The organism is Pseudomonas sp. (assembly GCF_050739775.1).
In the GTDB taxonomy this organism is placed as follows: domain Bacteria; phylum Pseudomonadota; class Gammaproteobacteria; order Pseudomonadales; family Pseudomonadaceae; genus Aquipseudomonas.
This window is the reverse complement of the sequence record NZ_JBOICA010000002.1, coordinates 174,347-198,200: the sequence shown is the minus strand read 5'-3', so window position 1 is coordinate 198,200 and position 23,854 is coordinate 174,347. Positions and strand designations below refer to the sequence as shown.

The 23,854-nt window shown below is 61.9% G+C and carries 20 protein-coding genes; 15 read left to right on the top strand and 5 right to left on the bottom strand.

The window, feature by feature from the left end:
• Positions 1-92 precede the first annotated feature (92 nt).
• From ACRESH_RS02435 to ACRESH_RS02405, 7 genes are all read left to right on the top strand, one after another.
• Positions 93-1,754 (top strand): diguanylate cyclase, encoded by a 1,662-nt coding sequence (locus tag ACRESH_RS02435; protein ID WP_431740429.1) that lies wholly within the window; start codon positions 93-95, stop codon positions 1,752-1,754.
• 62 nt (positions 1,755-1,816) lie between these two features.
• Complete coding sequence (locus tag ACRESH_RS02430; protein ID WP_431740428.1) at positions 1,817-3,778, top strand: methyl-accepting chemotaxis protein; 1,962 nt, start codon at positions 1,817-1,819, stop codon at positions 3,776-3,778.
• Between the two features lie 69 nt (positions 3,779-3,847).
• Positions 3,848-5,638: a protein-disulfide reductase DsbD gene (locus ACRESH_RS02425; RefSeq protein ID WP_431740482.1), complete on the top strand. Its 1,791-nt coding sequence runs from the start codon at positions 3,848-3,850 to the stop codon at positions 5,636-5,638.
• Positions 5,639-5,811: 173 nt separating this feature from the next.
• Positions 5,812-6,264 (top strand): type II 3-dehydroquinate dehydratase, encoded by a 453-nt coding sequence (gene aroQ, locus ACRESH_RS02420; RefSeq protein WP_038615065.1) that lies wholly within the window; start codon positions 5,812-5,814, stop codon positions 6,262-6,264.
• A 98-nt stretch (positions 6,265-6,362) separates the two neighbouring features.
• Positions 6,363-6,821 (top strand): acetyl-CoA carboxylase biotin carboxyl carrier protein, encoded by a 459-nt coding sequence (gene accB, locus ACRESH_RS02415; protein ID WP_431740427.1) that lies wholly within the window; start codon positions 6,363-6,365, stop codon positions 6,819-6,821.
• A 17-nt stretch (positions 6,822-6,838) separates the two neighbouring features.
• Complete coding sequence (accC, locus tag ACRESH_RS02410; RefSeq protein ID WP_431740426.1) at positions 6,839-8,194, top strand: acetyl-CoA carboxylase biotin carboxylase subunit; 1,356 nt, start codon at positions 6,839-6,841, stop codon at positions 8,192-8,194.
• Positions 8,195-8,410: 216 nt separating this feature from the next.
• Positions 8,411-8,587 carry a hypothetical protein gene (locus tag ACRESH_RS02405; RefSeq protein ID WP_431740425.1) on the top strand — a complete coding sequence of 59 codons (177 nt, stop codon included), beginning with the start codon at positions 8,411-8,413 and terminating at the stop codon, positions 8,585-8,587.
• On the opposite strand, the gene ACRESH_RS02400 is transcribed toward ACRESH_RS02405, so the two are convergent.
• A complete protein-coding gene (locus ACRESH_RS02400) occupies positions 8,588-8,854 on the bottom strand; it encodes a hypothetical protein (protein WP_431740424.1) in 267 nt (88 codons plus the stop codon). It lies immediately after the preceding gene.
• 173 nt (positions 8,855-9,027) lie between these two features.
• On the opposite strand from ACRESH_RS02400, the gene prmA reads away from it, so the two are divergent.
• The 8 genes from prmA (at position 9,028) to ACRESH_RS02360 (ending at position 19,331) form a co-directional block, all read left to right on the top strand.
• Positions 9,028-9,906: a 50S ribosomal protein L11 methyltransferase gene (gene prmA / locus ACRESH_RS02395; protein ID WP_431740423.1), complete on the top strand. Its 879-nt coding sequence runs from the start codon at positions 9,028-9,030 to the stop codon at positions 9,904-9,906.
• Between the two features lie 40 nt (positions 9,907-9,946).
• Positions 9,947-11,221: a DUF3426 domain-containing protein gene (locus tag ACRESH_RS02390; protein WP_431740422.1), complete on the top strand. Its 1,275-nt coding sequence runs from the start codon at positions 9,947-9,949 to the stop codon at positions 11,219-11,221.
• Positions 11,222-11,366: 145 nt separating this feature from the next.
• Entirely contained in the window at positions 11,367-12,380 is a 1,014-nt protein-coding gene (gene dusB, locus ACRESH_RS02385; protein WP_431740421.1) for a tRNA dihydrouridine synthase DusB, read from the top strand.
• Entirely contained in the window at positions 12,377-12,697 is a 321-nt protein-coding gene (fis, locus tag ACRESH_RS02380; protein WP_003186237.1) for a DNA-binding transcriptional regulator Fis, read from the top strand. The genes dusB and fis overlap by 4 nt, the downstream gene beginning before the upstream one ends.
• An 82-nt stretch (positions 12,698-12,779) precedes the next feature.
• The gene (gene purH / locus ACRESH_RS02375; protein ID WP_431740420.1) at positions 12,780-14,387 is read left to right on the top strand and encodes a bifunctional phosphoribosylaminoimidazolecarboxamide formyltransferase/IMP cyclohydrolase; all 1,608 of its coding nucleotides are present in this window, start codon (positions 12,780-12,782) and stop codon (positions 14,385-14,387) included.
• 87 nt (positions 14,388-14,474) lie between these two features.
• Complete coding sequence (gene purD / locus ACRESH_RS02370; RefSeq protein WP_431740419.1) at positions 14,475-15,770, top strand: phosphoribosylamine--glycine ligase; 1,296 nt, start codon at positions 14,475-14,477, stop codon at positions 15,768-15,770.
• Between the two features lie 135 nt (positions 15,771-15,905).
• Positions 15,906-18,677 (top strand): response regulator, encoded by a 2,772-nt coding sequence (locus ACRESH_RS02365; RefSeq protein ID WP_431740418.1) that lies wholly within the window; start codon positions 15,906-15,908, stop codon positions 18,675-18,677.
• A gap of 57 nt (positions 18,678-18,734) precedes the next feature.
• On the top strand, positions 18,735-19,331 hold the full coding sequence (locus ACRESH_RS02360) for a MarC family protein (RefSeq protein WP_431740417.1): 597 nt from the start codon (positions 18,735-18,737) through the stop codon (positions 19,329-19,331).
• 62 nt (positions 19,332-19,393) lie between these two features.
• Here the strand turns inward: ACRESH_RS02360 and cobJ are convergent, their stop codons facing one another.
• Genes cobJ through cobG form a run of 4 tightly spaced genes read right to left on the bottom strand, consistent with a single transcriptional unit; the run spans position 19,394 to position 23,781 of the window.
• Positions 19,394-21,094 carry a precorrin-3B C(17)-methyltransferase gene (cobJ, locus tag ACRESH_RS02355; protein ID WP_431740416.1) on the bottom strand — a complete coding sequence of 567 codons (1,701 nt, stop codon included), beginning with the start codon at positions 21,092-21,094 and terminating at the stop codon, positions 19,394-19,396.
• Complete coding sequence (locus tag ACRESH_RS02350) at positions 21,094-21,828, bottom strand: precorrin-2 C(20)-methyltransferase (RefSeq protein ID WP_431740415.1); 735 nt, start codon at positions 21,826-21,828, stop codon at positions 21,094-21,096. The genes cobJ and ACRESH_RS02350 overlap by 1 nt, the downstream gene beginning before the upstream one ends.
• A complete protein-coding gene (locus ACRESH_RS02345) occupies positions 21,825-22,451 on the bottom strand; it encodes a precorrin-8X methylmutase (protein ID WP_431740414.1) in 627 nt (208 codons plus the stop codon). Before ACRESH_RS02345 ends, ACRESH_RS02350 begins: the two co-directional genes overlap by 4 nt.
• A complete protein-coding gene (cobG, locus tag ACRESH_RS02340; protein WP_431740413.1) occupies positions 22,444-23,781 on the bottom strand; it encodes a precorrin-3B synthase in 1,338 nt (445 codons plus the stop codon). The genes ACRESH_RS02345 and cobG overlap by 8 nt, the downstream gene beginning before the upstream one ends.
• Positions 23,782-23,854: the final 73 nt, after the last annotated feature.

Here is a 23,854-nt window from a genome sequence, read left to right as displayed (position 1 = left end):
GTAAATTGATACAAGACACTCGATTGTCCGAAAAGTGGTGCTAGCATAGAGCCATCACTCGAACTGCCTCACCCCTTATAAGTAGTCAGGACATGACCGAGCCAGAAGACCCCAATCGTGAGCGCCTCAAGCAACATTTTGCCCAGCGGGTGATTCACCAGGCTCGGCAGATACTCGAGATCTGGCAGCGCCTGCAGCGCAGCGAGTGGTCGACTGGCGATCTGGGCGAACTGTGCGAGGCCAACCTGCGCCTGCAGCGCTACGCCACGCGCTTCGAACAACCGGAGCACAGCGAGCTGGCCGAGGCCATCGGCCAAACCCTGGACGCCGTCGAGGCCAACAGCGCCCGCTTGAGCAGTCACCTGATCAGCGAGCTCAACCGCCTGATGCAGCGCCTGTCGCGCACTGGCCTGCGCCAGGGTGACCAGCTCGAACAGGTGCCCTTGCCGCCCTTGCGCAAGCCAGTCTATATCATGCTCCAGGACCATGACCGGGCTGAGCGCCTGGCCCAGCAACTGGAGTTCTTCGGCCTTGGTGTACAAGCCTTGTACAGCGCCGATGCGTTTCGTGCCTCGATGAACGAACGGTTGCCAGCAGCCATCGTCATGGATGTCGACTTCACCGGCAGCGGTATCGGCCTGCAACTGGCTGCCCAGGCTCAACAAGGCCTGGAGCAGCGGGTGCCATTGCTGTTCTTCAGCCTGGATGAAACCGACACGCCAACGCGCCTTGCCGCAGTGCGCGCCGGTGGCCAGGAGTTTCTCACCGGCACCCTGGAAGCCTCGAGCCTGCTGGAAAAGGTCGAATTGCTCACCAGCGTCACCCAGTACGAACCCTTCAAGGTGCTGATCATCGACGACTCCCGGGCCCAGGCCATGCACACCGAGCGCCTGCTCAACAGTGCCGGCATCGTCACCCGGACCTTGACCGAGCCGATCCGCACCATGGCGGAGCTTGCCGATTTCCAGCCCGACCTGATCATCCTCGACATGTACATGCCCGATTGCACGGGCACTGAGCTGGCCAAGGTGATTCGTCACAATGACCGCTACGTCAGCGTGCCGATCATCTACCTGTCAGCCGAGGACGACCTGGACAAGCAGCTCGACGCCATGAGCGAAGGTGGCGATGATTTCCTGACCAAGCCAATCCGCTCGCGCCACCTGATCACCACCGTGCGCAACCGTGCCGCCCGCGCGCGCAACCTCAAGGCGCGGATGGTCCGCGACAGCCTGACTGGCCTGTACAACCACACCCATATCCTGCAACTGCTCGAAGACTGCAGCTTCCGCGCCCGCCGCGAAGAGCAGCCACTGAGCTTTGCCATGCTCGACATCGACCACTTCAAGAAGGTCAATGACAGCCATGGCCACCCCATGGGCGACCGGGTGATCAAGAGCCTGGCGCTGTTTCTCAAACAGCGCCTGCGCAAGACCGACTTCATCGGACGCTATGGCGGTGAAGAGTTCGCCATCGTCATGCCCAATACCGATCTGGCGGCCGCCCATAAAGTCCTGGATGAAATCCGCCGACGCTTCGCCGAGATCCACTACCCCGCCCAACCACGGGATCTGTCCTGTACCTTCAGCGCCGGGGTGGTGCAACTGAGTGATGGGCTCGATGCCTTGAGTATGGCTACCGCCGCCGACGAAGCCCTGTACCGGGCCAAAGGGGCCGGGCGCAACCGGGTGCAACGCGTCGACGATCCTAGGCAAAGTGCCACTTTTTTAGCTTCATACCCGACCTCGTCATAACACGGTCACAAAAACGCAATAACTTCAGTGACTTACCATTCGGCCGTTGGTAGACCCTGGACATGCGCCTGAAGCTGCTCACCAATTTCAACACCCTGTTGCTGGTCACCGTCTGTATCGCCCTGGGCGCCACCCTGTGGTGGTCGCAGCGCGCCCTGGAACGCCCCTATCAGATCATGGAACGCTACCTGTCGCTGTCGCAGCAGTTCCAGAACCAGGCGGCACGCAACATTCTCGACTACCTCAATAGCGGCGACGCCTTGCGCCACGCCACTGCGGTTCAGGCGACCAGCGCCCTGCAGGAGCAGTTGGAACAACTGCCGCCAGCGCTGGCAGCCTCTCTGCGTCCAAGCCTGGACAACCTGCAAGGCTTTACTGGCAACGAGTTGTTGGCTGCCGGTAAATTGGCCGGTGACCCTCAGGCCTTGTTGCTACAAGCTGAACGCGAGTTGGGGGCGAGCCTCGATCAACTGGCCAGCTACGCCCAGAGCAGCACCAGCAGCGATGCCGGGCGATATGCTGCGCCGCTGTTCCGGGCATCACTGTTCCTCTCTCGGCTGTCACTTGCCCGCGACAAGCTGGTCAGCAGTGGCCATAGCGAGCTGGCTGACGAGGTGGAGCGCGAGCTTCAGCAAATCGTCGCCCAGGCCCGGACGCTTGATGAACTGCCGCTGCTCGGCGTCACTACCGCCCGCGAATCGAACGCCGATGACTTTGCTGCCCTGATGGGCCTGGAGACGCAAAGCAACAGCAAAACCGAAGACAGCGGCGTCGTGCTCAAACGGGAATTGAACAGTCTGCTCAACCGCTACCCTGGCGAACTGCAACGCACCCGCGCACAGATCGAGCGCCGCAGTGAACTGGCCAACAGCACCCATCAGCAGATTGACGCGGTGCAACAGGCGATTGCCGCCCTTGAACCGCTAGTGCGCAGCCAGCACGCCACGATCCAGGGCGAAGTGCGGCTGATCCAGGGCTTGATGATTGGCCTGATCCTGTTGATCGCCTTGCTCATCGATACCTTGCAGCGGCGCCTGGCGCGGGTGCTGACCAATCTGGCGCCCGCCCTTTCACGCTGGACCGAGGGTGACTTCGGCCAGGCCATTGCCTTGGGCAAAAGCAACCGCGAAATGCATGACATCCAGGAGTCCCTCAACCGCCTGCGCCTGTACCTGGTGGAACTGGTCGGGACCATCCGCAGCAATGCTGAACAGGTGGCTGGCAGCAGTCATGCCCTGGCCGGCATGAGCAGTGCCCTGCATGAAGGTGCCGAGCGCCAGGCCGGTGACACCGCACAAATCCGCGATGCCCTGGGCGAACTGGAAGCCACCATCCTGCAAGTAGCCGGCGATGCCAGCCAGGCCGCCGACGCCAGCCGCGATGCCGGACGCGCGGTGGAGCAAGGCCAGGCAGTCATTGGTCAGAGCCTGACCGGCCTGCGCGCCCTGGTCGATGAAGTGCAAGGCAATGCACAAATGATCGAACAACTGGCCGAAGAGTCGGCCACCATCGGTGGTGTGCTCACGGTCATTCGCTCGATTGCCGAACAGACCAACCTGCTGGCCCTGAACGCCGCGATTGAAGCTGCACGCGCCGGGGAAATGGGCCGTGGTTTTGCCGTAGTGGCCGAAGAAGTACGCTCCCTGGCCCAACGTACCACGGGTGCTACCGGCGAGATCCAAGCCCTTATTGGCCGCCTGCAGCAAGCCGCCCGCGAGTCAGTGCAAGGCATGCGCGCCCAACTCGAACATGCCGAAGCCACCGCAGACCAGGCCCAGGCCGCCGACGGTGCCTTGGATGAAATCGTCGCGGCGATCCAGACCATCTCTGCCACTGCGGTGCGGATTGCCGACGTCACGGCACAACAGAGCGGCGCGGTGAGCGAGATTCGCGACCACAGCGAGCGGATTCATGGCCTGGGTGAAGACAACTTGCAACGTATTGGTGAAGGGCGTGAGCAGGGCGAGCACTTGCTCAGGCTAGGGGGCGAGTTGAACACGGCGGTGCGAGCGTTTCGGGTCTGAGTGCGCGATTGGGGTTATAGGGTCAGAAAGTCCGTTATCATGCAGGCACTTCTGTACTGCGAGACCGCCATGCGCCGCCTGCTTTGCCTCCTTTTCCTGCTCCTGGCCTTGCCCGCCGTTGGCGCCGGCCTGCTCGACAACCGTCCCAGCGCTACCCTGGGTGCGCCGTCGCTGAACAACAGCGCCGACTTCCTGCCGGTACACGAAGCGTTCAAGCTGAGCCTGGTGCAAAGCGATGCGCAAACCCTCAAGCTGCGCTTCGTCGCCGCCGATGGCTATTACCTGTATCGCCATCGCTTCCAGTTTCGTGCCGAGCCTGCCGACATCACCTTGGGCGCTGCACGGATCCCGCCCGGCGAAGCCAAGCACGACGAGTTCTTCGGCGATGTTGAGGTCTACCACGGCATCCTCGATATCGACATCCCACGCCCGGCCAACGACCAGCGCGCCTTCACCCTGCTGGTGGGCTACCAGGGCTGCGCCGACAAGGGCCTGTGCTACCCACCGGAAACCGAACGCCTGAGTATCGATGGCAGCGCTGTCGCGCCAGCAACCAGCGCAGCGGGGGCAAATGCAAAGGTCTGGACCTGGAAAGAACTGCTGCTGTTCTTCCTCGCCGGGGTTGGCCTGACCTTCACCCCCTGTGTACTGCCGATGCTGCCAATCCTCTCCGGCGTGGTCTTGCGTGGCCAGGTCGGTGGTCTGCGCGGTCTCAGCCTGTCGCTGGCCTACGTGCTGCCGATGGCCGCCTGCTTCGCCCTGCTCGGCGCCCTGATGGGCCTGTTCGGCGCGGGTATGAACCTGCAGGCACGCCTGCAGTCAGCCTGGGTGCTGGTGCCGTTCTCGCTGTTTTTCGTCCTGTTCGCCCTGGCCATGTTCGGCCTGTTCGAACTGAAGCTGCCGCACGCCATCAGCCATCGCCTGGAGCGCCTGGTCGGCCAGACCAAAGGCGGTTCGCTGCTCGGCGCGGCAATTCTCGGGGTGTTCTCAAGCTTGCTGGTATCGCCCTGCGTGTCGGCGCCGCTAGCCGGTGCGCTGCTGTATATCAGCGCCAGTGGCGACGCGCTGGGTGGCGCATTGAAACTGTTTGCCCTGGGCCTGGGCATGGGGGCCCCCTTGCTGCTGGTGGCCACTGGTGGCGCGGCCTGGCTGCCAAAGAGCGGCCCTTGGCTGGGCACGGTGAAGAATGCCATTGGCGTGCTGTTGCTGGGCTTGGCCATCGGCCTGCTCAGCCGAGTATTGCCCGGCCAGGTCACCCTGCTGCTGCTGGGTCTGTTGAGTGCTGGTGTCGCCGTATTCCTCGGCACCCTGGAATTCACGGTGAAAACCACGCTGCAGCGTCTGGCGCAATTGCTCGGCCTGTTGCTGTTGGTCTACGCCCTGGCTTGCTGGTATGGCGCACTGAGTGGCCAGACCGACCCGCTGCGCCCACTGCCTCAGGCCACCGTCTCCGACAGCGCTGCCAACGCCCAGGCCATAGCCCAAAACGACTGGCAGACCGTGACCACCCGCGCAGCCCTCGACAGCGCCCTGGCCCAGGCCAAGGCCGCCGCAAAGCCGGTGGTACTGGACTGGTACGCTGACTGGTGTATCAGTTGCAAGGTCATTGAGCGCGAGGTCCTGACCGCCCCCGCGGTCAAGCGCCAGCTCCAGGGCTACACACTACTGCGCTTCGATATCACTGAAAGCAACGCCGAACAGCGCGCCCTGCTCGACCGCTACCAACTGTTCGGGCCGCCAGCGCTGTTGTTCTTTGCTGCGAACGGCAGCGAAAAAACCGACGCTCGGGTGGTAGGTGAGACAAACGCCGGCGAATTTGCCGAGCATCTGACGCGCATTCGCGCCGATCTGGGTCTATAACTTCTTCTGGCTGCTGAAAAGCCATCATCGATGACCAAAATTAATAAATTAGTCATATATTTGGCGTGAATCTCGGTCATCGTGCTGGCTATTGCTGGTAACTAGACACTGCCCGGCGGTTTACGGCATAGTCGCCGCGCAACGTTTGTGCCTAACGATAAAAGGAACCACAGATGGCAACGCTACTGGTGCTGCACGGCCCCAACCTGAACCTGCTTGGCACTCGCGAACCAGGCGTCTACGGCGCCGTTACCCTGGCCCAGATCAACCAGGACCTGGAGCAGCGCGCCCGCGCCGCCGGCCATCACCTGCAGTACCTGCAAAGCAATGCCGAGTACGAATTGATCGACCGCATCCATGCCGCACGCGGCGAAGGCGTCGACTTCATCCTGATCAATCCGGCGGCTTTCACACATACAAGTGTCGCATTACGTGACGCATTGCTAGCAGTGAGCATCCCATTCATCGAAGTGCATCTATCCAACGTGCACAAGCGTGAACCTTTTCGCCATCACTCCTACTTTTCTGATGTCGCTGTAGGCGTGATCTGCGGCCTGGGCGCCAGCGGTTATCGGCTGGCCCTGGAGTCTGCCCTGGAACACCTGGCTGCTAACGCAAAGCCCTGATGACGAGAACCTGGCCTATAGGCCGGGGCTCACAAGAAACGTTTGCTAACACGTTTTTATATTTACGCCCCTGACCGAACCTTGGGAGTTGATGATTAATGGATATCCGTAAAGTCAAGAAACTGATCGAACTGCTGGAAGAGTCTGGCATCGACGAGCTGGAGATCAAGGAAGGCGAGGAATCCGTACGGATCAGCCGTCACAGCAAGACCCCGGCCCAGCAGTACTACGCACCGGCGCCAGTTGCCGCTGCCGCACCAGTCGCCGCTCCTGCTGCTGCCACAGCGCCAGCCGCCGAAGCACCAGCCGCGCCAAAACTGAACGGCAGCGTTGCCCGCTCGCCAATGGTCGGCACCTTCTACCGCAAAGCCTCGCCTAGTTCGCCAGCCTTCGTTGAAGTCGGCCAGAGCGTGAAGAAAGGCGACACCCTGTGCATCGTCGAAGCCATGAAGATGATGAACCACATCGAAGCTGAAGCCAGCGGTGTGATCGAGTCCATCCTGGTAGAAGACGGTCAGCCGGTTGAGTTCGACCAGCCGCTGTTCACCATCGTTTGAACCGCGGAGAGCCAACGATGTCTGCGAAGCTGGAAAAAGTCCTGATTGCCAACCGTGGGGAAATTGCCCTGCGGATCCTGCGTGCCTGCAAAGAGCTGGGCATCAAGACCGTCGCCGTACACTCCACGGCTGACCGCGAACTGATGCACCTGGGCCTGGCAGACGAGTCGGTCTGCATCGGTCCGGCTTCGGCCAGCCAGTCCTACCTGCACATCCCGGCGATCATTGCCGCTGCCGAAGTGACCGGCGCTACCGCCATTCACCCGGGCTACGGCTTCCTCGCGGAAAACGCCGACTTCGCCGAGCAGGTCGAGAACTCCGGTTTTGCCTTCATCGGCCCGAAAGCCGACACCATTCGCCTGATGGGCGACAAGGTATCGGCCAAGGACGCGATGAAGCGTGCTGGCGTTCCAACCGTACCGGGCTCCGACGGCCCGCTGCCGGAAGACGAAGAGACCGCACTGGCCATCGGCCGTGAAGTCGGCTACCCGGTGATCATCAAGGCCGCCGGTGGCGGCGGTGGTCGCGGCATGCGCGTAGTGCACAAGGAAGAAGACCTGATCGCCTCGGCCAAGCTGACCCGTAGCGAAGCCGGTGCCGCGTTCGGCAACCCGATGGTCTACCTCGAGAAATTCCTGACCAACCCACGTCACGTGGAAGTCCAGGTGCTCTCCGACGGCCAGGGTCACGCCATCCATCTGGGTGACCGCGACTGCTCGCTGCAGCGCCGCCACCAGAAGGTTCTGGAAGAAGCGCCAGCCCCGGGCATCGACGAGAAAGCCCGCCAGGAAGTCTTCGAGCGCTGCGTCCAGGCGTGCATCGAGATCGGCTACCGTGGCGCCGGCACCTTCGAGTTCCTCTACGAAAACGGTCATTTCTACTTCATCGAAATGAACACCCGTGTGCAGGTGGAGCACCCGGTTTCGGAGATGGTCACCGGTATCGACATCGTCAAGGAGATGCTCAGCATCGCCGCTGGCAACAAGCTGTCGTTCACCCAGGATGACGTGGTGATTCGTGGTCACTCCCTGGAGTGCCGGATCAACGCCGAAGACCCGAGGAAGTTCATCCCCAGCCCTGGTACCGTCAAGCACTTCCACGCCCCAGGCGGCAACGGCGTTCGCGTCGATTCGCACCTGTACAGTGGCTATGCGGTTCCGCCGAACTACGACTCGCTGATCGGCAAGCTGATCACCTACGGCAAAGACCGTGACGAAGCCATGGCGCGCATGCGCAATGCCCTGGACGAGATCGTCGTCGACGGTATCAAGACCAACATCCCGCTGCACCGCGACCTGGTGCGCGATGAAGGTTTCTGCAAAGGTGGCGTCAACATTCACTATCTGGAACACAAACTGGCTAACCAGGAGTGATCGCAGTGTAAGGTGAAAGAACCCCGGCCTGGTGCCGGGGTTTTTTATTGGATCAGCAGCTGAAACCCTCAATTCACTGCAGCGCCCCTGAAAACCTGCAGTGCCAGAGCTTGCGCTGTCGCCGGATGCCCTATCGAGTCCACCACGACACCGTCTGCGCGCTGGACCAAAGGCTCGCCCCGGACGCGCCGCAAGACCGCGTGCGCCTTACCCGGTATGCCGACGGCATTGAAGCTGAAGACCATCCACTGGCAGGACATCGCAGACTTCCAGCTCACCACCCTGCTCCACCCAACTGGCCCCCAGCAGGTCTGCGCTGGCAGTGCTCAGATGGCAGGCAGCGCTGCCATCGCCTGGCGCAGGTTATCGGTGCTCCAGCCGGTCAGCGCCTGATTAAAGGTCGCCTCGCATACCCCCCCCGGACACACCGCTGATCCGTCGCCTCAAGACGGTGTCAAGCAGGCCATTGATGAAGGACGGCGAAAACTCACCTTCCCTGAAGTAGGTCCGCAACTCCACCAGGAGATTGTCTTCAAGCACCTCCAGCCAAGTAGACTGGCCACGCAGATGAACATCGAAAGTTTCGGCCCAGGCGGTGAGCCTGAGCAAGGTCACGGCGGCGCTTTCGGCAGGTGGCAGTGCGAGTGGGTTGTAGTCCATTAGATGACCTCCTTGATTGAAGAGATCACTATGGCAGCGGCCGCAGAACCGGAGACGATACATAATGCTGGCCGGGGTTGCGGCGATTTATCCACTTTGTCGCCGTGCTGGCGTAAACTGCGCGTCTTCTGCAGCCTCAGGCTGCCCCTGTCGATTTACCAAAGGTGCCCGCCATGCCCTGGCTGCAAGTACGCCTGGCCATCAGCCCGGAACAAGCCGAAACCTACGAAGACGCCCTGCTTGAAGTCGGCGCGGTTTCCGTGACGTTCATGGATGCCGAAGACCAGCCGATCTTCGAACCGGACCTCAACACCACCCCGCTGTGGTCGCACACCCACCTGTTGGCGTTGTTCGAAGCCGATACCGACGCTGCTGCGGTGTTCGCTCACCTGCAACTGCTGACCGGCGCCGCACTACCGGAACACCAGACCGAAGTCATCGAAGACCAGGACTGGGAACGCAGCTGGATGGACAACTTCCAGCCAATGCGCTTCGGCCAACGCCTGTGGATCGTGCCGAGCTGGCACGCCGCACCAGAGCCTGAGGCAGTCAACTTGCTGCTCGATCCGGGTCTGGCGTTCGGCACCGGCACCCACCCGACCACCGCCCTGTGCCTGGAATGGCTCGACGGTCAGGACCTCAAAGACAAGCAAGTACTCGATTTCGGCTGCGGCTCGGGGATTCTGGCCATTGCCGCCCTGCTGCTCGGTGCCCGCGAAGCGGTCGGCACCGATATCGACGTCCAAGCCCTGGAAGCCTCCCGCGACAACGCTGGGCGCAATGGCATCGCCGACGAGCAGTTCGCCCTGTACCTGCCTGAACACATGCCGGCGATGCAGGCCGACGTGCTGGTAGCCAACATCCTGGCTGGCCCTCTGGTTTCACTGGTTCCACAACTGTCTGGGCTTGTGCGCCCGGGTGGTCTGTTGGCGCTGTCGGGGATCCTCGCCGAACAGGGCGAAGAGGTTGCAGTTGCCTACGCCAAGGACTTCGACCTGGACCCCATTACCGTTCGTGACGGCTGGGTACGCATCAGTGGTCGCCGCCGTTAAGTGCGCCTAGAATAACTATCTGTATAACCCGGACCGCCGCATGACCGACAGTTTCGTCACCCAGTGCCCGCATTGCCAGACCAGCTTTCGCGTCAGCCACAATCAGTTGAGCGTGGCCCGCGGCGTGGTGCGTTGCGGCGCCTGCCTACAGGTGTTCAACGCCGCCAAACAGCTGCTGGAACAAAGTGCAGCGCAACAGCCTGCGGCCGAACCTACGACCACTGAGCCCGCGCCTCCTGTGCCAGTGACGCCGGTCAGTCAGCACCAGTGGAGCGCCACCGAGCTGGACCTCGACCAGCTCGACCTGGACCAGGAATTGGCGCGTCTGGAGCAACGTGAAATCCAGCCGACCACCGAGTTCAAGGCCCGCGCCCCTCGTGAAGACAACCTCAGTGCCCACCGTGACGGGCCGGAAAGCGACGACCCGCAATGGCCCGACAGCCTGTTCAGCACCCCGGCCAGCGAACGTGAAACACAGACCGAGGCGCTCGATGAGTCACAGCCGCCGCTGATTGAACAAGAACCGCTGGACCTTGCTCCAGCGCCAGGCGAGCGCACCGAACCTTCGCTGTCTCTGGACCTGGACGTGCTGCACGACGACCTGGACGCCAAGCCCGATCACCGTCACCCAGTAGCGGCAGAAAGTGACGAACCGCCTGTCGAACACCTGTCGGCAAGGGAGCCGGAGGACGACCTCGACACCCCCGAGCCTGACCTCGACGAGCGCCGCGAGCCTGGCCTGGGTCCGGTCTCCAACCGCCCCACACGCAAGGAGCCGCTACTCGACCTGGTCGACGACCCGTTGCAGCTGGACTGGCAAAAGCCCAAGACCCACTGGGGTAAGCGCCTGCTGTGGATCTTCCTGGTCCTGCTGGCCGCCGCCGCCCTGGCGGGCCAGTACATCTGGTATCACTTCGACGAACTGGCCCGTCAGGACCAGTATCGCCCCTGGTTCCAGCAGATCTGCCCGCAGGTTGGCTGCAAGGTGCCTTCGCGCGTCGATATCGCCCGGATCAAGAGCAGCAACCTGGTGGTGCGCAGCCACCCGGACTTCAACGGTGCGCTGATCGTCGATGCGATTATCTACAACCGCGCGCCATTCACCCAGCCATTCCCGCTGCTGGAGCTGCGGTTTGCCGACCTCAATGGCCAACTGATCGCCAGTCGGCGCTTCAAGCCCGTCGAGTACCTCAGCGGTGAACTGGCCGGCAAGGGCGAAATGCCCAGCCAGGTACCGATCCACATCGCCCTGGATATCCTCGACCCAGGGCCCAAGGCGGTCAATTACAGCCTGAGCTTTCGCTCGCCGGAATGAGGCAGCTGCAAGCTGCAAGCCAAAGCTGCAAGACTGCAGCTGTTCAGATTTTATCCAAATCGATCTTTATCCGGTCACCGAGAGCGGGTATCATGCCCACCCTTTTTCGAACTCTAATGATCCGGCCCCACAACAGGGAACTCCTATGTCGGCGGTACGCATCGGCCCATACACACTGCAGAACAACCTGATCCTCGCCCCGATGGCCGGGGTCACGGACCAGCCATTTCGTCAGCTATGCCGACGAATGGGGGCAGGCCTGGTGGTGTCGGAGATGGTCAGCAGCGACATGAGCCTGTGGAACAGCCGCAAGTCGCGCCTGCGCATGATTCACCAAGGTGATCCCGAGCCACGCTCGGTACAGATCGCCGGTGGTGACGCACAGATGCTCGCAGCTGCAGCCCGGGCCAATGTCGAGGCAGGCGCGCAGATCATCGATATCAACATGGGCTGCCCGGCAAAAAAAGTCTGCAACAAGGCTGCAGGCTCTGCTTTATTGAAAGATGAAGCCTTGGTCAGTGAGATCCTCCACGCGGTAGTTGCCGCAGTGGATGTACCGGTCACGCTGAAGATCCGCACGGGCTGGGACCAGGCGAACAAAAACGGCCTGACCGTGGCAAAGATTGCCGAACAGGCCGGCATTCAGGCGCTGGCGGTACATGGCCGCACCCGTGCCGACCTCTACACCGGCGATGCCGAGTACGACACCATCGCTGCAATCAAGCAGGCGGTGTCGATCCCGGTTTTTGCCAATGGCGATATCACTTCGCCAGAAAAGGCTCGGGCCGTGCTTCAGGCGACCGGCGCCGATGGCTTGTTGATTGGCCGGGCCGCCCAGGGGCGACCGTGGATCTTTCGCGAGATCGAGCATTACCTGCGCACCGGCGAACACTCGCCGGTGCCGCAGCTGGAAGAAGTGGAACGTATTCTGCTGGAGCACCTGGCCGCGCTGCACGCCTTCTATGGCGAGGTGATGGGCGTACGCATCGCCCGCAAGCATGTCGGCTGGTACTTGGCAACGCTTCCAGGCGCCAGGGAGTTTCGCGCCCAGTTCAATCGTTTGGAAGATACACAAGCGCAATGCGCCAACGTTCGCGGTTTTTTCCGCGAGCGTGAACAGAGCCTTGAGACAGAGGACGGACAAGGGGTGGCCGCATGACGATGATGACCGAGACTTTAGTGAGTGGAACAACGCCCGTGAGCGACAACGTCAACCTGAAACAGCACCTGAATACACCGAGCGAAGAGGGCCAGACCCTTCGCGGCAGTGTGGAAAAGGCGCTGCACAACTATTTCGCCCATCTCGAGGGCGCGGCCGTCACGGACGTGTACAACCTGGTGCTCTCGGAAGTCGAGGCGCCGTTGCTCGAAAGCGTGATGAATTACGTCAAGGGCAACCAGACCAAGGCCAGCGAGCTGCTCGGACTCAACCGCGGCACCTTGCGCAAAAAGCTTAAGCAGTACGATTTATTGTAAGCAAGCATCCAAACCAGGAAAGGCGGCTCCCATTCGATGAGGTCGCCTTTTTTGCTGACTCCACCGCGTTATGGAATCTGAAATGACCGACCAGACTACCCGCCTGCCGATCCGCCGCGCCTTGATCAGTGTCTCCGACAAGACCGGGATCCTTGAGTTTGCCCGTGAGCTGGAACAGCTCGGCGTCGAGATCCTGTCCACCGGCGGCACCTTCAAGCTGCTCCAGGACAATGGCGTTACCGCGGTGGAAGTTGCCGACTACACCGGTTTTGCCGAAATGATGGATGGCCGGGTCAAGACCCTGCATCCGAAAATCCACGGCGGCATCCTTGGTCGTCGCGGCACCGACGACGCGATCATGGCCGAACACGGGATCAAGCCGATCGACCTGGTCGCGGTCAACCTCTACCCGTTCGAAGCCACCATCTCCAAGCCTGGCTGCGACCTGCCGACCGCCATCGAGAACATCGACATCGGCGGCCCGACCATGGTTCGCTCGGCAGCCAAGAACCACAAAGACGTCGCCATCGTGGTCAATGCCAGCGACTACGGTCAGGTTGTGCAAAGTCTCAAGGCCGGTGGCCTGACCTACGCCCAGCGTTTCGACCTGATGCTCAAGGCGTTCGAACACACCGCCGCCTACGACGGCATGATCGCCAACTACATGGGTACGGTTAACCAGGCTGCTGAAACCCTGTCGACCTCCGATCGCAGCGAATTCCCGCGCACCTTCAACAGCCAGTTCATCAAAGCCCAGGAAATGCGCTACGGCGAGAACCCGCACCAGAGCGCGGCGTTCTATGTCGAGGGCAAACCTGCCGAAGCCGGCATCGCCACCGCCGTGCAACTGCAGGGCAAGGAACTGTCGTACAACAACGTGGCCGATACCGACGCTGCGCTGGAGTGCGTGAAGAGCTTCGTCAAACCGGCCTGTGTCATCGTCAAGCACGCCAACCCGTGCGGCGTGGCCGTGAGCCCGGACGCCGAAGGCGGCATCCGCCAGGCCTATGAACTGGCCTACGCTACCGACACCGAGTCGGCCTTCGGCGGCATCATCGCCTTCAACCGCGAACTGGATGCCGAAACCGCCAAGGCCATCGTCAAGCGCCAGTTCGTCGAAGTGATCATCGCCCCGAGCGTCAGCGACGAAGCCCGCGCCGTGGTAGCGGCCAAGGCCAATGTGCGCCTGCTGGCCTGCGGCCAGTGGTCGGCTGAACGTGCCGCTGCCTGGGATTACAAGCGTGTTACTGGTGGCCTGCTGGTACAGAGCCGCGACATCGGCATGATCACTGCTGCGGACCTGAAGGTGGTGACCAAGCGTGCCCCGACCCAGCAGGAGATCGACGACCTGATCTTCGCCTGGAAAGTAGCCAAGTTCGTCAAATCCAACGCCATCGTCTACGCCAAAGGCCGCCAGACCATCGGTGTCGGCGCAGGCCAGATGAGCCGCGTGAACTCGGCGCGCATTGCTGCAATCAAGGCTGAGCATGCTGGCCTGCAGGTACAGGGTGCGGTCATGGCATCGGATGCCTTCTTCCCGTTCCGTGACGGTATCGATAACGCGGCTAAAGTGGGTATCACTGCGGTGATCCAGCCAGGCGGCTCAATGCGTGACGCCGAAGTGATTGCCGCGGCCGACGAAGCTGGCATCGCCATGGTCTTCACCGGCATGCGCCACTTCCGCCACTAATCGTCAAAACGGCCGCAATGCATACACAGCAGAAGCGCAGGAGGCTTTGCCTCCTGATTGAAGAATTAGCGTCATCGAGGTTTTGACATGAAAGTTTTGATTATCGGTAGCGGCGGTCGTGAACACGCCCTGGCCTGGAAAGTCGCTCAGGACCCACGCGTCGAGAAAGTCTTCGTTGCCCCGGGCAACGCCGGCACCGCCACCGAAGCCAAGTGCGAGAACGTCGACATCGACGTCACGGCCCTGGAACAACTGGCCGACTTCGCCGAAAAAAATGTTGCCCTGACCATCGTCGGCCCTGAAGGCCCGCTGGTTGCCGGTGTCGTCGATCTATTCCGCAGCCGCGGCCTGGACTGCTTCGGCCCGACCAAGGGCGCAGCCCAGCTGGAAGGTTCCAAGGCCTTCACCAAGGACTTCCTGGCCCGGCACAAGATCCCTACCGCCGACTACCAGAACTTCACCGAGATCGAGCCGGCCCTGGCCTACCTGCGCGAAAAAGGCGCACCCATCGTGATCAAGGCCGACGGCCTGGCCGCCGGTAAAGGCGTGATCGTCGCCATGACCCTGGCCGAAGCCGAAGACGCCGTGCGCGACATGCTCGCAGGCAACGCGTTCGGCGACGCCGGCTCGCGCGTGGTGATCGAAGAGTTCCTCGATGGCGAAGAAGCCAGCTTCATCGTCATGGTCGATGGTCAGAATGTATTGCCAATGGCCACCAGCCAGGACCACAAGCGTGTTGGCGACGGTGACACCGGCCCGAACACCGGCGGCATGGGCGCCTACTCGCCTGCCCCAGTGGTCACCGCTGAGGTGCACCAGCGCGTCATGGACCAGGTGATCTGGCCAACCGTGCGCGGTATGGCTGAGGAAGGTAACGTCTATACCGGTTTCCTCTATGCCGGTCTGATGATCGACAAGGCCGGTAACCCGAAAGTCATCGAGTTCAACTGCCGCTTCGGCGACCCGGAAACCCAGCCGGTCATGCTGCGCCTGGAGTCGAGCCTGGTGCTGCTGATCGAAGCAGCTTTCGCCAAGGCCCTGGACAAAGTCGAAGCGCAGTGGAACCCGCAACCAAGCCTGGGCGTGGTCCTGGCTGCCGGCGGCTACCCTGGCGACTACAGCAAGGGCGCCGCGATCAACGGCCTGGACGCTGCCGCCAAGCTGACCGGCAAGGTATTCCATGCCGGTACCGCCCTGAAGGACGGCCAAGTGGTTGCCAGCGGTGGCCGGGTACTCTGTGCCACCGCCATGGGCGAAACCGTAGAAGCCGCCCAACAACAAGCTTATCGTCTGGCTGCCGAGATCAACTGGGAAGGCAGCTTCTACCGCAAGGACATCGGCTATCGCGCTATTGCCCGCGAACGTGGTGAACATCAGCAGTAAAACCGCGCCTGGAAGCAGTGATGCCACAGGCGTCCTGCTTCCGGCTCGTCGACAGGGCCCGTCATGGGCCTTGCCTTCGCCTTGGCGCGCCGCGCATAGTTATCACTCGGCACTTTGCTAAGAAAGGATCTCGTCGTGCGTTGGCTCAGGATCGCCATTGGCCTCACCGTCAGCCTGCTGACCCTGCTCTGCCTGTTCCCGGCTTCGGCCGAACAAAGCAGTGGCTGGGCGGTTTTGCTCGACGAACAGGCCAACCTGCAGCTCAGTGATGTGCGCTCCGAACGCTACCGCAACCAATTCAGCCCCATCCAGCTGAACCAGCTCGATGCCGCAACACCGGACCAGGCGCTGTGGCTGCACTACCGCCTGGAACCCGGGCAGCATGAACAGCTGCTGCGGGTGTTCGCGCCGGATCTCTCCCGTCTTGACCTCTATGCCCTCGACGGCGACCAACTGATCCAACGCATGCATAACGGTCGTCCATCCGAAAGCGGCGAGCCGACCGTACGCAGCAGCGACCACCAACTGGCCTTGCCGAGCAGCTCGCGTACGCTGGATATTTATCTGCGCTTGGTTTCCGAGCATCAACTGCGTCCAAGCATCAGCCTGGAACCTGCCGCCCAGGTCGCCGCCGATCAGCGCCAGGCCCTGATGTTCGGCTTGCTGTTTGGCTGCCTGCTGATGCTGATGCTGCACAACCTCATCCGCTTTGCCTATTCGCGCTCCAGCACTAGCCTGAGCCTGGCGGTCTATCACGCACTGATGCTGCTCAGCGCACTGATTCTGCTCAACCTCAGCGGCCCCTGGTTGAGCCTCTGGCACTCGGCACAGACCCCTGCCGCCTATCTCACTGCCTTGCTGGCAAGCCTGGCCGGCCTGACCTTCACCCTGCGCTTTTTCAGCCCTTGTGAGCAACCACGCCTGAGCCGCCTGTTGCAGGCAGAAATGATCCTGATCGGGCTCTTTGGCCTGCTACTGCTATTCGTCGATACCCTGCCGCTCAACCTGATGACCTATGGGCTGTTCGCCCTGGGTATTCTGAGTATGCTGCTGGTCGCCAGCTACCACTGGTACAAGGGCTATGCACCAGCGCGCCTGTTTACCTTGTCGATGCTGGCCTTCAACATTGGTTGCCTGGTGGTACTACCCGCCCTGCTCGGTTTAACCCGTACGCCGACGCAATGGTTGCTGTTCATTCTCCTGGGCCTGACCAGCTTCAGCGGTCTGCTGCTCAATCTGTCGGTCAGCGAGCGCTTGCGCCGTATCAGTGAAGAGCGTTTCAGCGCCAGTTGCGCGCTGGCCGCCAGCAACGCCGAGATCAACGCCAAGGCCGAGTTCCTGGCCAAGATCAGTCATGAGATCCGCACGCCAATGAACGGCGTCCTGGGCATGACCGAACTGCTGTTGGGCACCCCGCTGTCGGTCAAACAGCGCGACTACGTGCAGACCATCCACAGTGCCGGCAACGAACTACTCACCCTGATCAACGAGATTCTCGACATTTCCAAGCTTGAGTCCGGACAGATCGAGCTGGACGACGTGCAGTTCGACCTTAACGCGCTGATCGAGGATTGCCTGAGTATTTTCCGCGCCAAGGCCGAGCAACAGAACATCGAGTTGATCAGTTTCACCCAGCCGCAAGTGCCACGGGTCATCAGCGGTGACCCGACGCGCCTGCGCCAGGCGTTGCTGAGCCTGCTGGAAAACGCCCTGAAGAAAACCGAGCAGGGCGAAGTCCTCCTGGTGGTGGCGCTCGACCAACGCGGCAGCGCGCCACGTCTGCGCATTGCCGTGCAGGACAGTGGCGAGGCCATCTCCCCAGGCGAACGCGAAGCACTGTTGCAGGCCGAGCTGCACAGCAAGCACTTTCTTTCCAGTAACAAACTGGGCGGGCACCTGGGCCTGGTCATTGCCAAGCAGCTGATTACCCTGATGCAAGGTGAGTTCGGTATCAAGACCAGCCACGGCATGGGCAACACCTTGTGGCTGACCCTGCCGCTGGATCCGCAGCGCCTCGAACAGCCTCCCGCCGACCTCGACGGCCCGCTGCGCGGCGCCCGGGTACTGGTGGTGGACGACAACGACACCTGCCGCAAGGTCCTGGTACAACAATGCAGTGCCTGGGGCATGAACGTCAGCGCGGTGCCTTCGGGCAAGGAGGCCCTGGCCTTGCTGCGTACCAAGGCGCACCTGCGCGATTATTTCGATGCGGTCCTGCTCGACCAGAACATGCCGGGCATGACTGGCATGCAACTGGCCGCCAAGATCAAGGAAGACCCGAGCCTGAACCACGATATCCTGCTGATCATGCTCACCGGTATCAGCAATGCGCCAAGCAAGGTCATCGCGCGCAATGCCGGGGTCAAGCGGATCCTGGCCAAACCGGTCGCCGGTTACACCCTCAAGACCACCCTGGCTGAAGAACTGGCCCAACGCAGCAAGGAGCAGCCTGTTTTCCCGGTACCTGCCAGCCTGGGCACACCGCTGAACTTACCCAGCGATTTCCGCATCCTGGTGGCCGAAGACAACAGCATCTCGACCAAGGTCATCCGCGGCATGCTTGGCAAGCTCAGCCTGAAACCCGATACCGCCAGCAATGGCGAAGAAGCTCTGCAAGCGATGAAAGCCCAACGCTACGACCTGGTACTGATGGACTGCGAAATGCCGGTGCTCGACGGCTTCTCGGCAACCCAGCAACTGCGCATCTGGGAAGTCAGCCAGCAGCGTAAGCGCACGCCCGTGGTGGCCCTGACCGCGCACATTCTGGCCGAGCACAAGGAACGCGCACGTCTGGCCGGCATGGACGGCCACATGGCCAAACCGGTCGAACTGTCACAGTTGCGCGAATTGATCGAGCATTGGGTCGCCCAGCGAGAGGCCGAATCCTCTCAGGTACCAACCCCGTAAACAGTCAGACCCCTGATACACTTGCTTCTCGTCCCCTGTCCGTCGCGAGCTCCGACCATGCTCCATGAGTTGTTCAGCGTCTACCTGAAAATGCTCGTGCTCTACAGCCCGTTCTTCGTCCTCTCCTGCTTTATCAGCCTGACCCGCGGTTACTCCAGCAAGGAGCGCAAGCAGCTCGCCTGGCGGGTAGCAATCGCCGTGCTGATCGCCAGCGTACTGCTGTATCTGTTCGGTCGGGCGATCTTCGGGGTATTCGGGATTACCGCCGACGCGTTTCGCATCGGCGCTGGCAGCGTACTGTTCATTTCTGCGCTGGGTATGGCTCAGGGCAAATCGGCAATACAGGCCGACAACATCCAGCAGGACGTGACCATCGTGCCGCTGACCATCCCCCTGACCGTCGGTCCCGGGACCATCGGCGCCCTGCTGGTGATGGGTGTCGGCCAACCGCACTGGGACGACAAGTTGCTGGCCATCGTCAGTATCGCCCTGGCCAGCTTCACCGTCGGCCTGGTGCTGTACCTCTCGCACCGTATCGAACGAATTCTCGGCGACCAGGGCTTGCAGATCGTCAGCCGGTTGATGGGATTGTTCGTCTGCGCACTGGCAGCGCAGATCATTTTCAGCGGGATCAAGGGTTACCTGGAGCTGTAATCGGAACTGCCTGCACATCCGTCAAGTTTTGTCGGGCATGTTCATCGTCGGCAAAAATGCCGTCAGGGCTTTTGACCGTACCACCGCGGCGTGTAGACCCACTGTTGCTGGCCCGGCCGATCGAAAGCGACGGTTGTAGAGGAGCCGATCAGCACCATGGTTCTCATGTCCACATCCTCCGGTGTCAACGCCTGCAACTGTAGGACCCGCAGTGTCTGCCCTGGCCGACCCACATCACGGCCAAGGACTACAGGCGTGGTCCCAAGACGATGCTGGCGTACGATCTCCAATGCCCGCCCCAGCTGCCAAGGCCGTGAACGCGAGATTGGGTTGTAGAATGCCAACGCCAGATCGGCCTGACAGGCCAGGTCCAAACGCTTCTCGATAATCGACCAGGGTTTGAGGTTGTCCGATAGCGACAGTACGCAGAAGTCATGACCCAGTGGCGCGCCGGCTTGTGCGGCGGTGGCCAGCGACGCGGAAACGCCAGGCAACACCTCCAGGTCAACGGCATGCCAGCGCGGATCGGTGGATTCGTGCAACGCTTCAAGCACTGCTGCGGCCATGGCAAATACGCCAGGATCGCCGGAAGATACCACTACCACCGAGCGTCCTTGTGCGGCCAGTTCGAAGGCATGCCGGGCACGTTGCATTTCTTCGCGGTTGTCAGTGCAGTGCATGACCTGGTCCGCCCGGAAAGGGCCGGCCATGCGCACATAGGTTTCGTAACCGAGGATATCGTTAGCCTGGGCCAGCTCCGCCTTGACCGCTGGCACCATGAACTCGGCGGCGCCCGGCCCCAGGCCGATCACTGCCAGGCGACCGCGGGCGCGGCCTATGAGCAATGGATCGATGGGTTGGTTGGAGACAAGAATCGCCAATCCTTCGCTTACCGGCTGCGGTGGCAACAACTGCGGCAACGCTTGTGCTGCCAGCGCACTGGCGCTTTCGGCGCCTGGCGCGAAACGTAGCGGGACACACAGTTCAGCGGCTGCCGCGTGCAAGGCCGGATCAGCCATCAGCGATTCGCTCGCCAATAGGCAGGCCAGTGCAGGTTCAGCGATGCGCGCATTACGCAACGCGTCACGCACCACCGTCGCCAGCTCCGGTCCTGCGGCAGTCACCGCAAACATGACGCAACGCGGATAGATCACCAGTTCGTAAGCCGAAACTTCCCGTGTGTCGCAGCCAACATGAATGGCCAATTGCGCCTGCTCGCTCTGCGCCAATTGTGCATCGGCGAGCCAAGGTGCCTCACCGTCGATACGCACCGACTCGCCCGCCAACAGGTCGCTAACAAAGCGCTTGCCCAGCTCCAGGTCGGCCAGGGCGTAGCCACTGGGCGGATTGAGCAGACAGGTACCGAAACGCAGTTCACCGCTGGTGGTGATTGCCGCCGCGACACCCAGGCCCGCCGCTATTTCCCGGGCCATGACATTGACCCCTCCGAGGCCACCAAGCAGTGGCACCACGGCGCTGCCATCCTCGGCCACGGCCAGCACCGGTGGCTCGACGCCCTTCTCCAGCAACAAGGTGGCGAGGGTGCGGATGACAATACCGGCTGCGCACAGGGCGATGATCGGCGTGTCCTGCTGATAGAGCTGACGCAAGGTGGCGCCGAACTCCTGATAGCTGCAATCGACCTCTTCAACCCGACCCGCCAAGCCGTGAATCAGTGCATCGGGATACAGCTGCTGGATCTTGCGGGCAGTGGCCAGGCTGCCTTTACCGAGAATGACGATGGCCGGAGCTTTGCACGTCATCAACCTTGCCACCTTTCACCCGGAACGATGATCAGCGAGAAATATGGCGACGACTGTGGATCGACCTCATCAAGGGCGACGATTTTCTGGTTAGCCATGGTCGCCCGCTCCACGTACAGGGCACGCTCGGCCAAGCCGAGTTCAGCCAGCACTTCACGGACCTTGGGAAAATTGCGCCCCAGCTTCATGATCACTGCCGCATCAGCATCGGTCAGGCGCCGCTTGAGCTCATCGTGCGGCAACACACCGGAAAGCACCGACAGGCTTTGATTGCGATAGACTAAGGGCGCGCCCAGTACCGACGCACCGCCGAGCATCGAACAGACACCCGGAATCACCTGAGCTTGGTAGCGTTCGGCCAGACGGTCGTGGAGATACATGTAGGAGCCGTAGAAGAACGGATCGCCTTCGCAGATCACCGCCACATCACGCCCAGCGTCCAGATGGGCAGCAACTTCCAGTGCGGCCTCATCATAAAAATCGCTGATCACCTGTTCGTATGACAGCGGTGCGGGCAACGCTTCGGTAGTCACCGGGTACACCAGCGGCAGTAGCGTCTGAGCTTCCTGCAAGTGCCCCTCGATAATGCCGAAGGCATTGCCACGCTTGCCCTTGGCGACGAAGTAAGCCACCACTGGCGATTCGTGCAGCAGCCGCAAGGCCTTGACGGTAATCAGTTCCGGATCGCCGGGGCCCACGCCCAGGCCAAGCAAACGTCCACGAGCTTGCATCATTCGACCTCCGTGGCCAGGGCATTGACCGCCGCAGCCGCCATGGCACTACCGCCCAGGCGACCCTGCATGATCACGAAGGGCACGCCGCGGCTATCGGCGGCGAGCATCGCCTTGGATTCGGCAGCACCGACAAAGCCCACCGGGAAGCCGAGAATCAAGGCTGGTTTCGGTGCGCCGGCATCAAGCATTTCCAACAGATAGAACAATGCGGTCGGTGCGTTGCCGATCACCACCACGCTGCCTTCAAGGTACGGGCGCCAGAGTTCCAGGGCCACCGCCGAACGGGTGTTGCCCAGTTCACGGGCTAGTTCAGGCACTTGTTCGTCACGCAACGTACAGATCACCGGGTTGTCCGCTGGCAGCCGTGCACGGGTAATGCCCTCAGAGACCATGCGTGCATCGCAGAGGATTGGTGCGCCAGCGGCCAAGGCATCGCGCCCGGCCTTGCCAGCGCCTGGCGAGAACTGCAGGCCATCGATCGCATCGACCATGCCGCACGCATGGATCACCCGAACCGCGAGTTTTTCCAGGTCGGCAGGAATACGATCGAGCCGCGCTTCCTCTCGAATGATCGCGAAGGAATTGCGATAGATCTCCTGACCATCGCGGATGTAATCAATCATCAAGGGGGCTCCGTGAGCAGGCGTCTAGCAGTGCGCCGGCTTCTTTCAGTGTGAGGTTGCGTGCACGCAGGCTGCCGAAACCCGGCTGGGCTGCGTCACGCAGATACAAGTCGTAGTGGCCCGGGCTTTGCGCCAGCAAGGTTGCCGGAGCGGCGTGGGCCATGGCGCAGGAACGCGGGCAGCCGCTCAGGTGCACACTGGCCGGGGCGCCGGTGGTGAGCAACGGGGCCAGCACGCGGGCATCGCCCTTGGTCTCGGCCTGGGCCTTGGCGCAACCGGCGGAGCCGGTGCAGGCAACCAGGCGGGCCAGCGGTTCATCGGCGGAGCAAAGCAGGCCAAGTTGGGCCAACCCGCTACTGACAGCGGCCACATGACATTGCGCGATATTGGGCAGTAACAGGCTCTGCCAAGGTGTCATACGCAGACTGCCGTCACCCAGTTCGCGGGCCAGCTGGGCAGCGCCGCGCAGCATCGATGGATTCAGACGGCCCAATGGCGCTGCGGCACCGACGGCGCTCAGGCCCGGTTGATGCTGTGGATAAATGCCCAGATAACCGCTGCCTGCCGTTGCTGTGCGGCGCCATTGCAAGACAGCCGTGTCACGGCGAATCGTCAGGCCTAGTCCCGCAACAAACGCTTCTGGCGAATACTCGGCCAGTAATTGTCGCATCCGCGCCTGCTCAGGCCGGGCCAGATCGAGAAAGCGATTGAGCACCGCCAACACCAGCTCATGCCCCCGAGCCAGGGGGACGGCCCCCAAGGGTGAATCCTGTGCCGGGCAACCTGCCAAGCCAAACGCCAGCCACAGCTCTCCATCCAGCTGCAGGGCACTGAGCCACAGGTCATGGGGGTGTTCGAGCATCGCCAGCGCTTCGCCGCCATCCACTTGCACGGCGAACTTGGCCGAGAGCTGATGCAAGCGCGGGGTGGTTTCAAGCGTCTGCAGCAACTGCTCCGCTAAAGGACGGGTATCAATCAGCATCCACGGATCAACGCCGGCCACAGGGCTGAGCATCAGGTTACGCACATCGTCACCCGCTGCATCGCGCGGGCCTAGGCCCGCCGCTAGCAACAATTCGATCAGTCCTGCCTGCTCGCTGCCAATGCCCCGGATCTGCAGGTTGCCCCGGTTGGTGGCCTCGATCTCGCCTGCGGCAAAACGCTCGGCGGCTGTGGCGACCGCGTCGGCCTGGTCGGCGGTAAGCACGCCGCCAGCCAGCTTGATCCGGCAGATCCCACCGTCTTTGGCCTGGACAATACGCAGCAACCCCGGGCAGGCCGAGGGACGCAGCGAAGCGTGGGGCTGGTGGGCCGATACAGGCTGGTTCAAAAGGTCACCCGACAATCGTGAAAAGGCACTTCAGTGTAGAAGGCGCGGTATTATGCCTGCTTTGTCCGAAGGC

Coding starts and splice junctions, on each gene's coding strand:
- ACRESH_RS02435 (WP_431740429.1), top strand. CDS start 93: ATGACCGAGCCAGAAGACCCCAATCGTGAGCGCCTCAAGCAACATTTT.
- ACRESH_RS02430 (WP_431740428.1), top strand. CDS start 1,817: ATGCGCCTGAAGCTGCTCACCAATTTCAACACCCTGTTGCTGGTCACC.
- ACRESH_RS02425 (WP_431740482.1), top strand. CDS start 3,848: ATGCGCCGCCTGCTTTGCCTCCTTTTCCTGCTCCTGGCCTTGCCCGCC.
- aroQ (WP_038615065.1), top strand. CDS start 5,812: ATGGCAACGCTACTGGTGCTGCACGGCCCCAACCTGAACCTGCTTGGC.
- accB (WP_431740427.1), top strand. CDS start 6,363: ATGGATATCCGTAAAGTCAAGAAACTGATCGAACTGCTGGAAGAGTCT.
- accC (WP_431740426.1), top strand. CDS start 6,839: ATGTCTGCGAAGCTGGAAAAAGTCCTGATTGCCAACCGTGGGGAAATT.
- ACRESH_RS02405 (WP_431740425.1), top strand. CDS start 8,411: ATGCCGACGGCATTGAAGCTGAAGACCATCCACTGGCAGGACATCGCA.
- ACRESH_RS02400 (WP_431740424.1), bottom strand. CDS start 8,854: ATGGACTACAACCCACTCGCACTGCCACCTGCCGAAAGCGCCGCCGTG.
- prmA (WP_431740423.1), top strand. CDS start 9,028: ATGCCCTGGCTGCAAGTACGCCTGGCCATCAGCCCGGAACAAGCCGAA.
- ACRESH_RS02390 (WP_431740422.1), top strand. CDS start 9,947: ATGACCGACAGTTTCGTCACCCAGTGCCCGCATTGCCAGACCAGCTTT.
- dusB (WP_431740421.1), top strand. CDS start 11,367: ATGTCGGCGGTACGCATCGGCCCATACACACTGCAGAACAACCTGATC.
- fis (WP_003186237.1), top strand. CDS start 12,377: ATGACGATGATGACCGAGACTTTAGTGAGTGGAACAACGCCCGTGAGC.
- purH (WP_431740420.1), top strand. CDS start 12,780: ATGACCGACCAGACTACCCGCCTGCCGATCCGCCGCGCCTTGATCAGT.
- purD (WP_431740419.1), top strand. CDS start 14,475: ATGAAAGTTTTGATTATCGGTAGCGGCGGTCGTGAACACGCCCTGGCC.
- ACRESH_RS02360 (WP_431740417.1), top strand. CDS start 18,735: ATGCTCCATGAGTTGTTCAGCGTCTACCTGAAAATGCTCGTGCTCTAC.
- cobJ (WP_431740416.1), bottom strand. CDS start 21,094: ATGACGTGCAAAGCTCCGGCCATCGTCATTCTCGGTAAAGGCAGCCTG.
- ACRESH_RS02350 (WP_431740415.1), bottom strand. CDS start 21,828: ATGATGCAAGCTCGTGGACGTTTGCTTGGCCTGGGCGTGGGCCCCGGC.
- ACRESH_RS02345 (WP_431740414.1), bottom strand. CDS start 22,451: ATGATTGATTACATCCGCGATGGTCAGGAGATCTATCGCAATTCCTTC.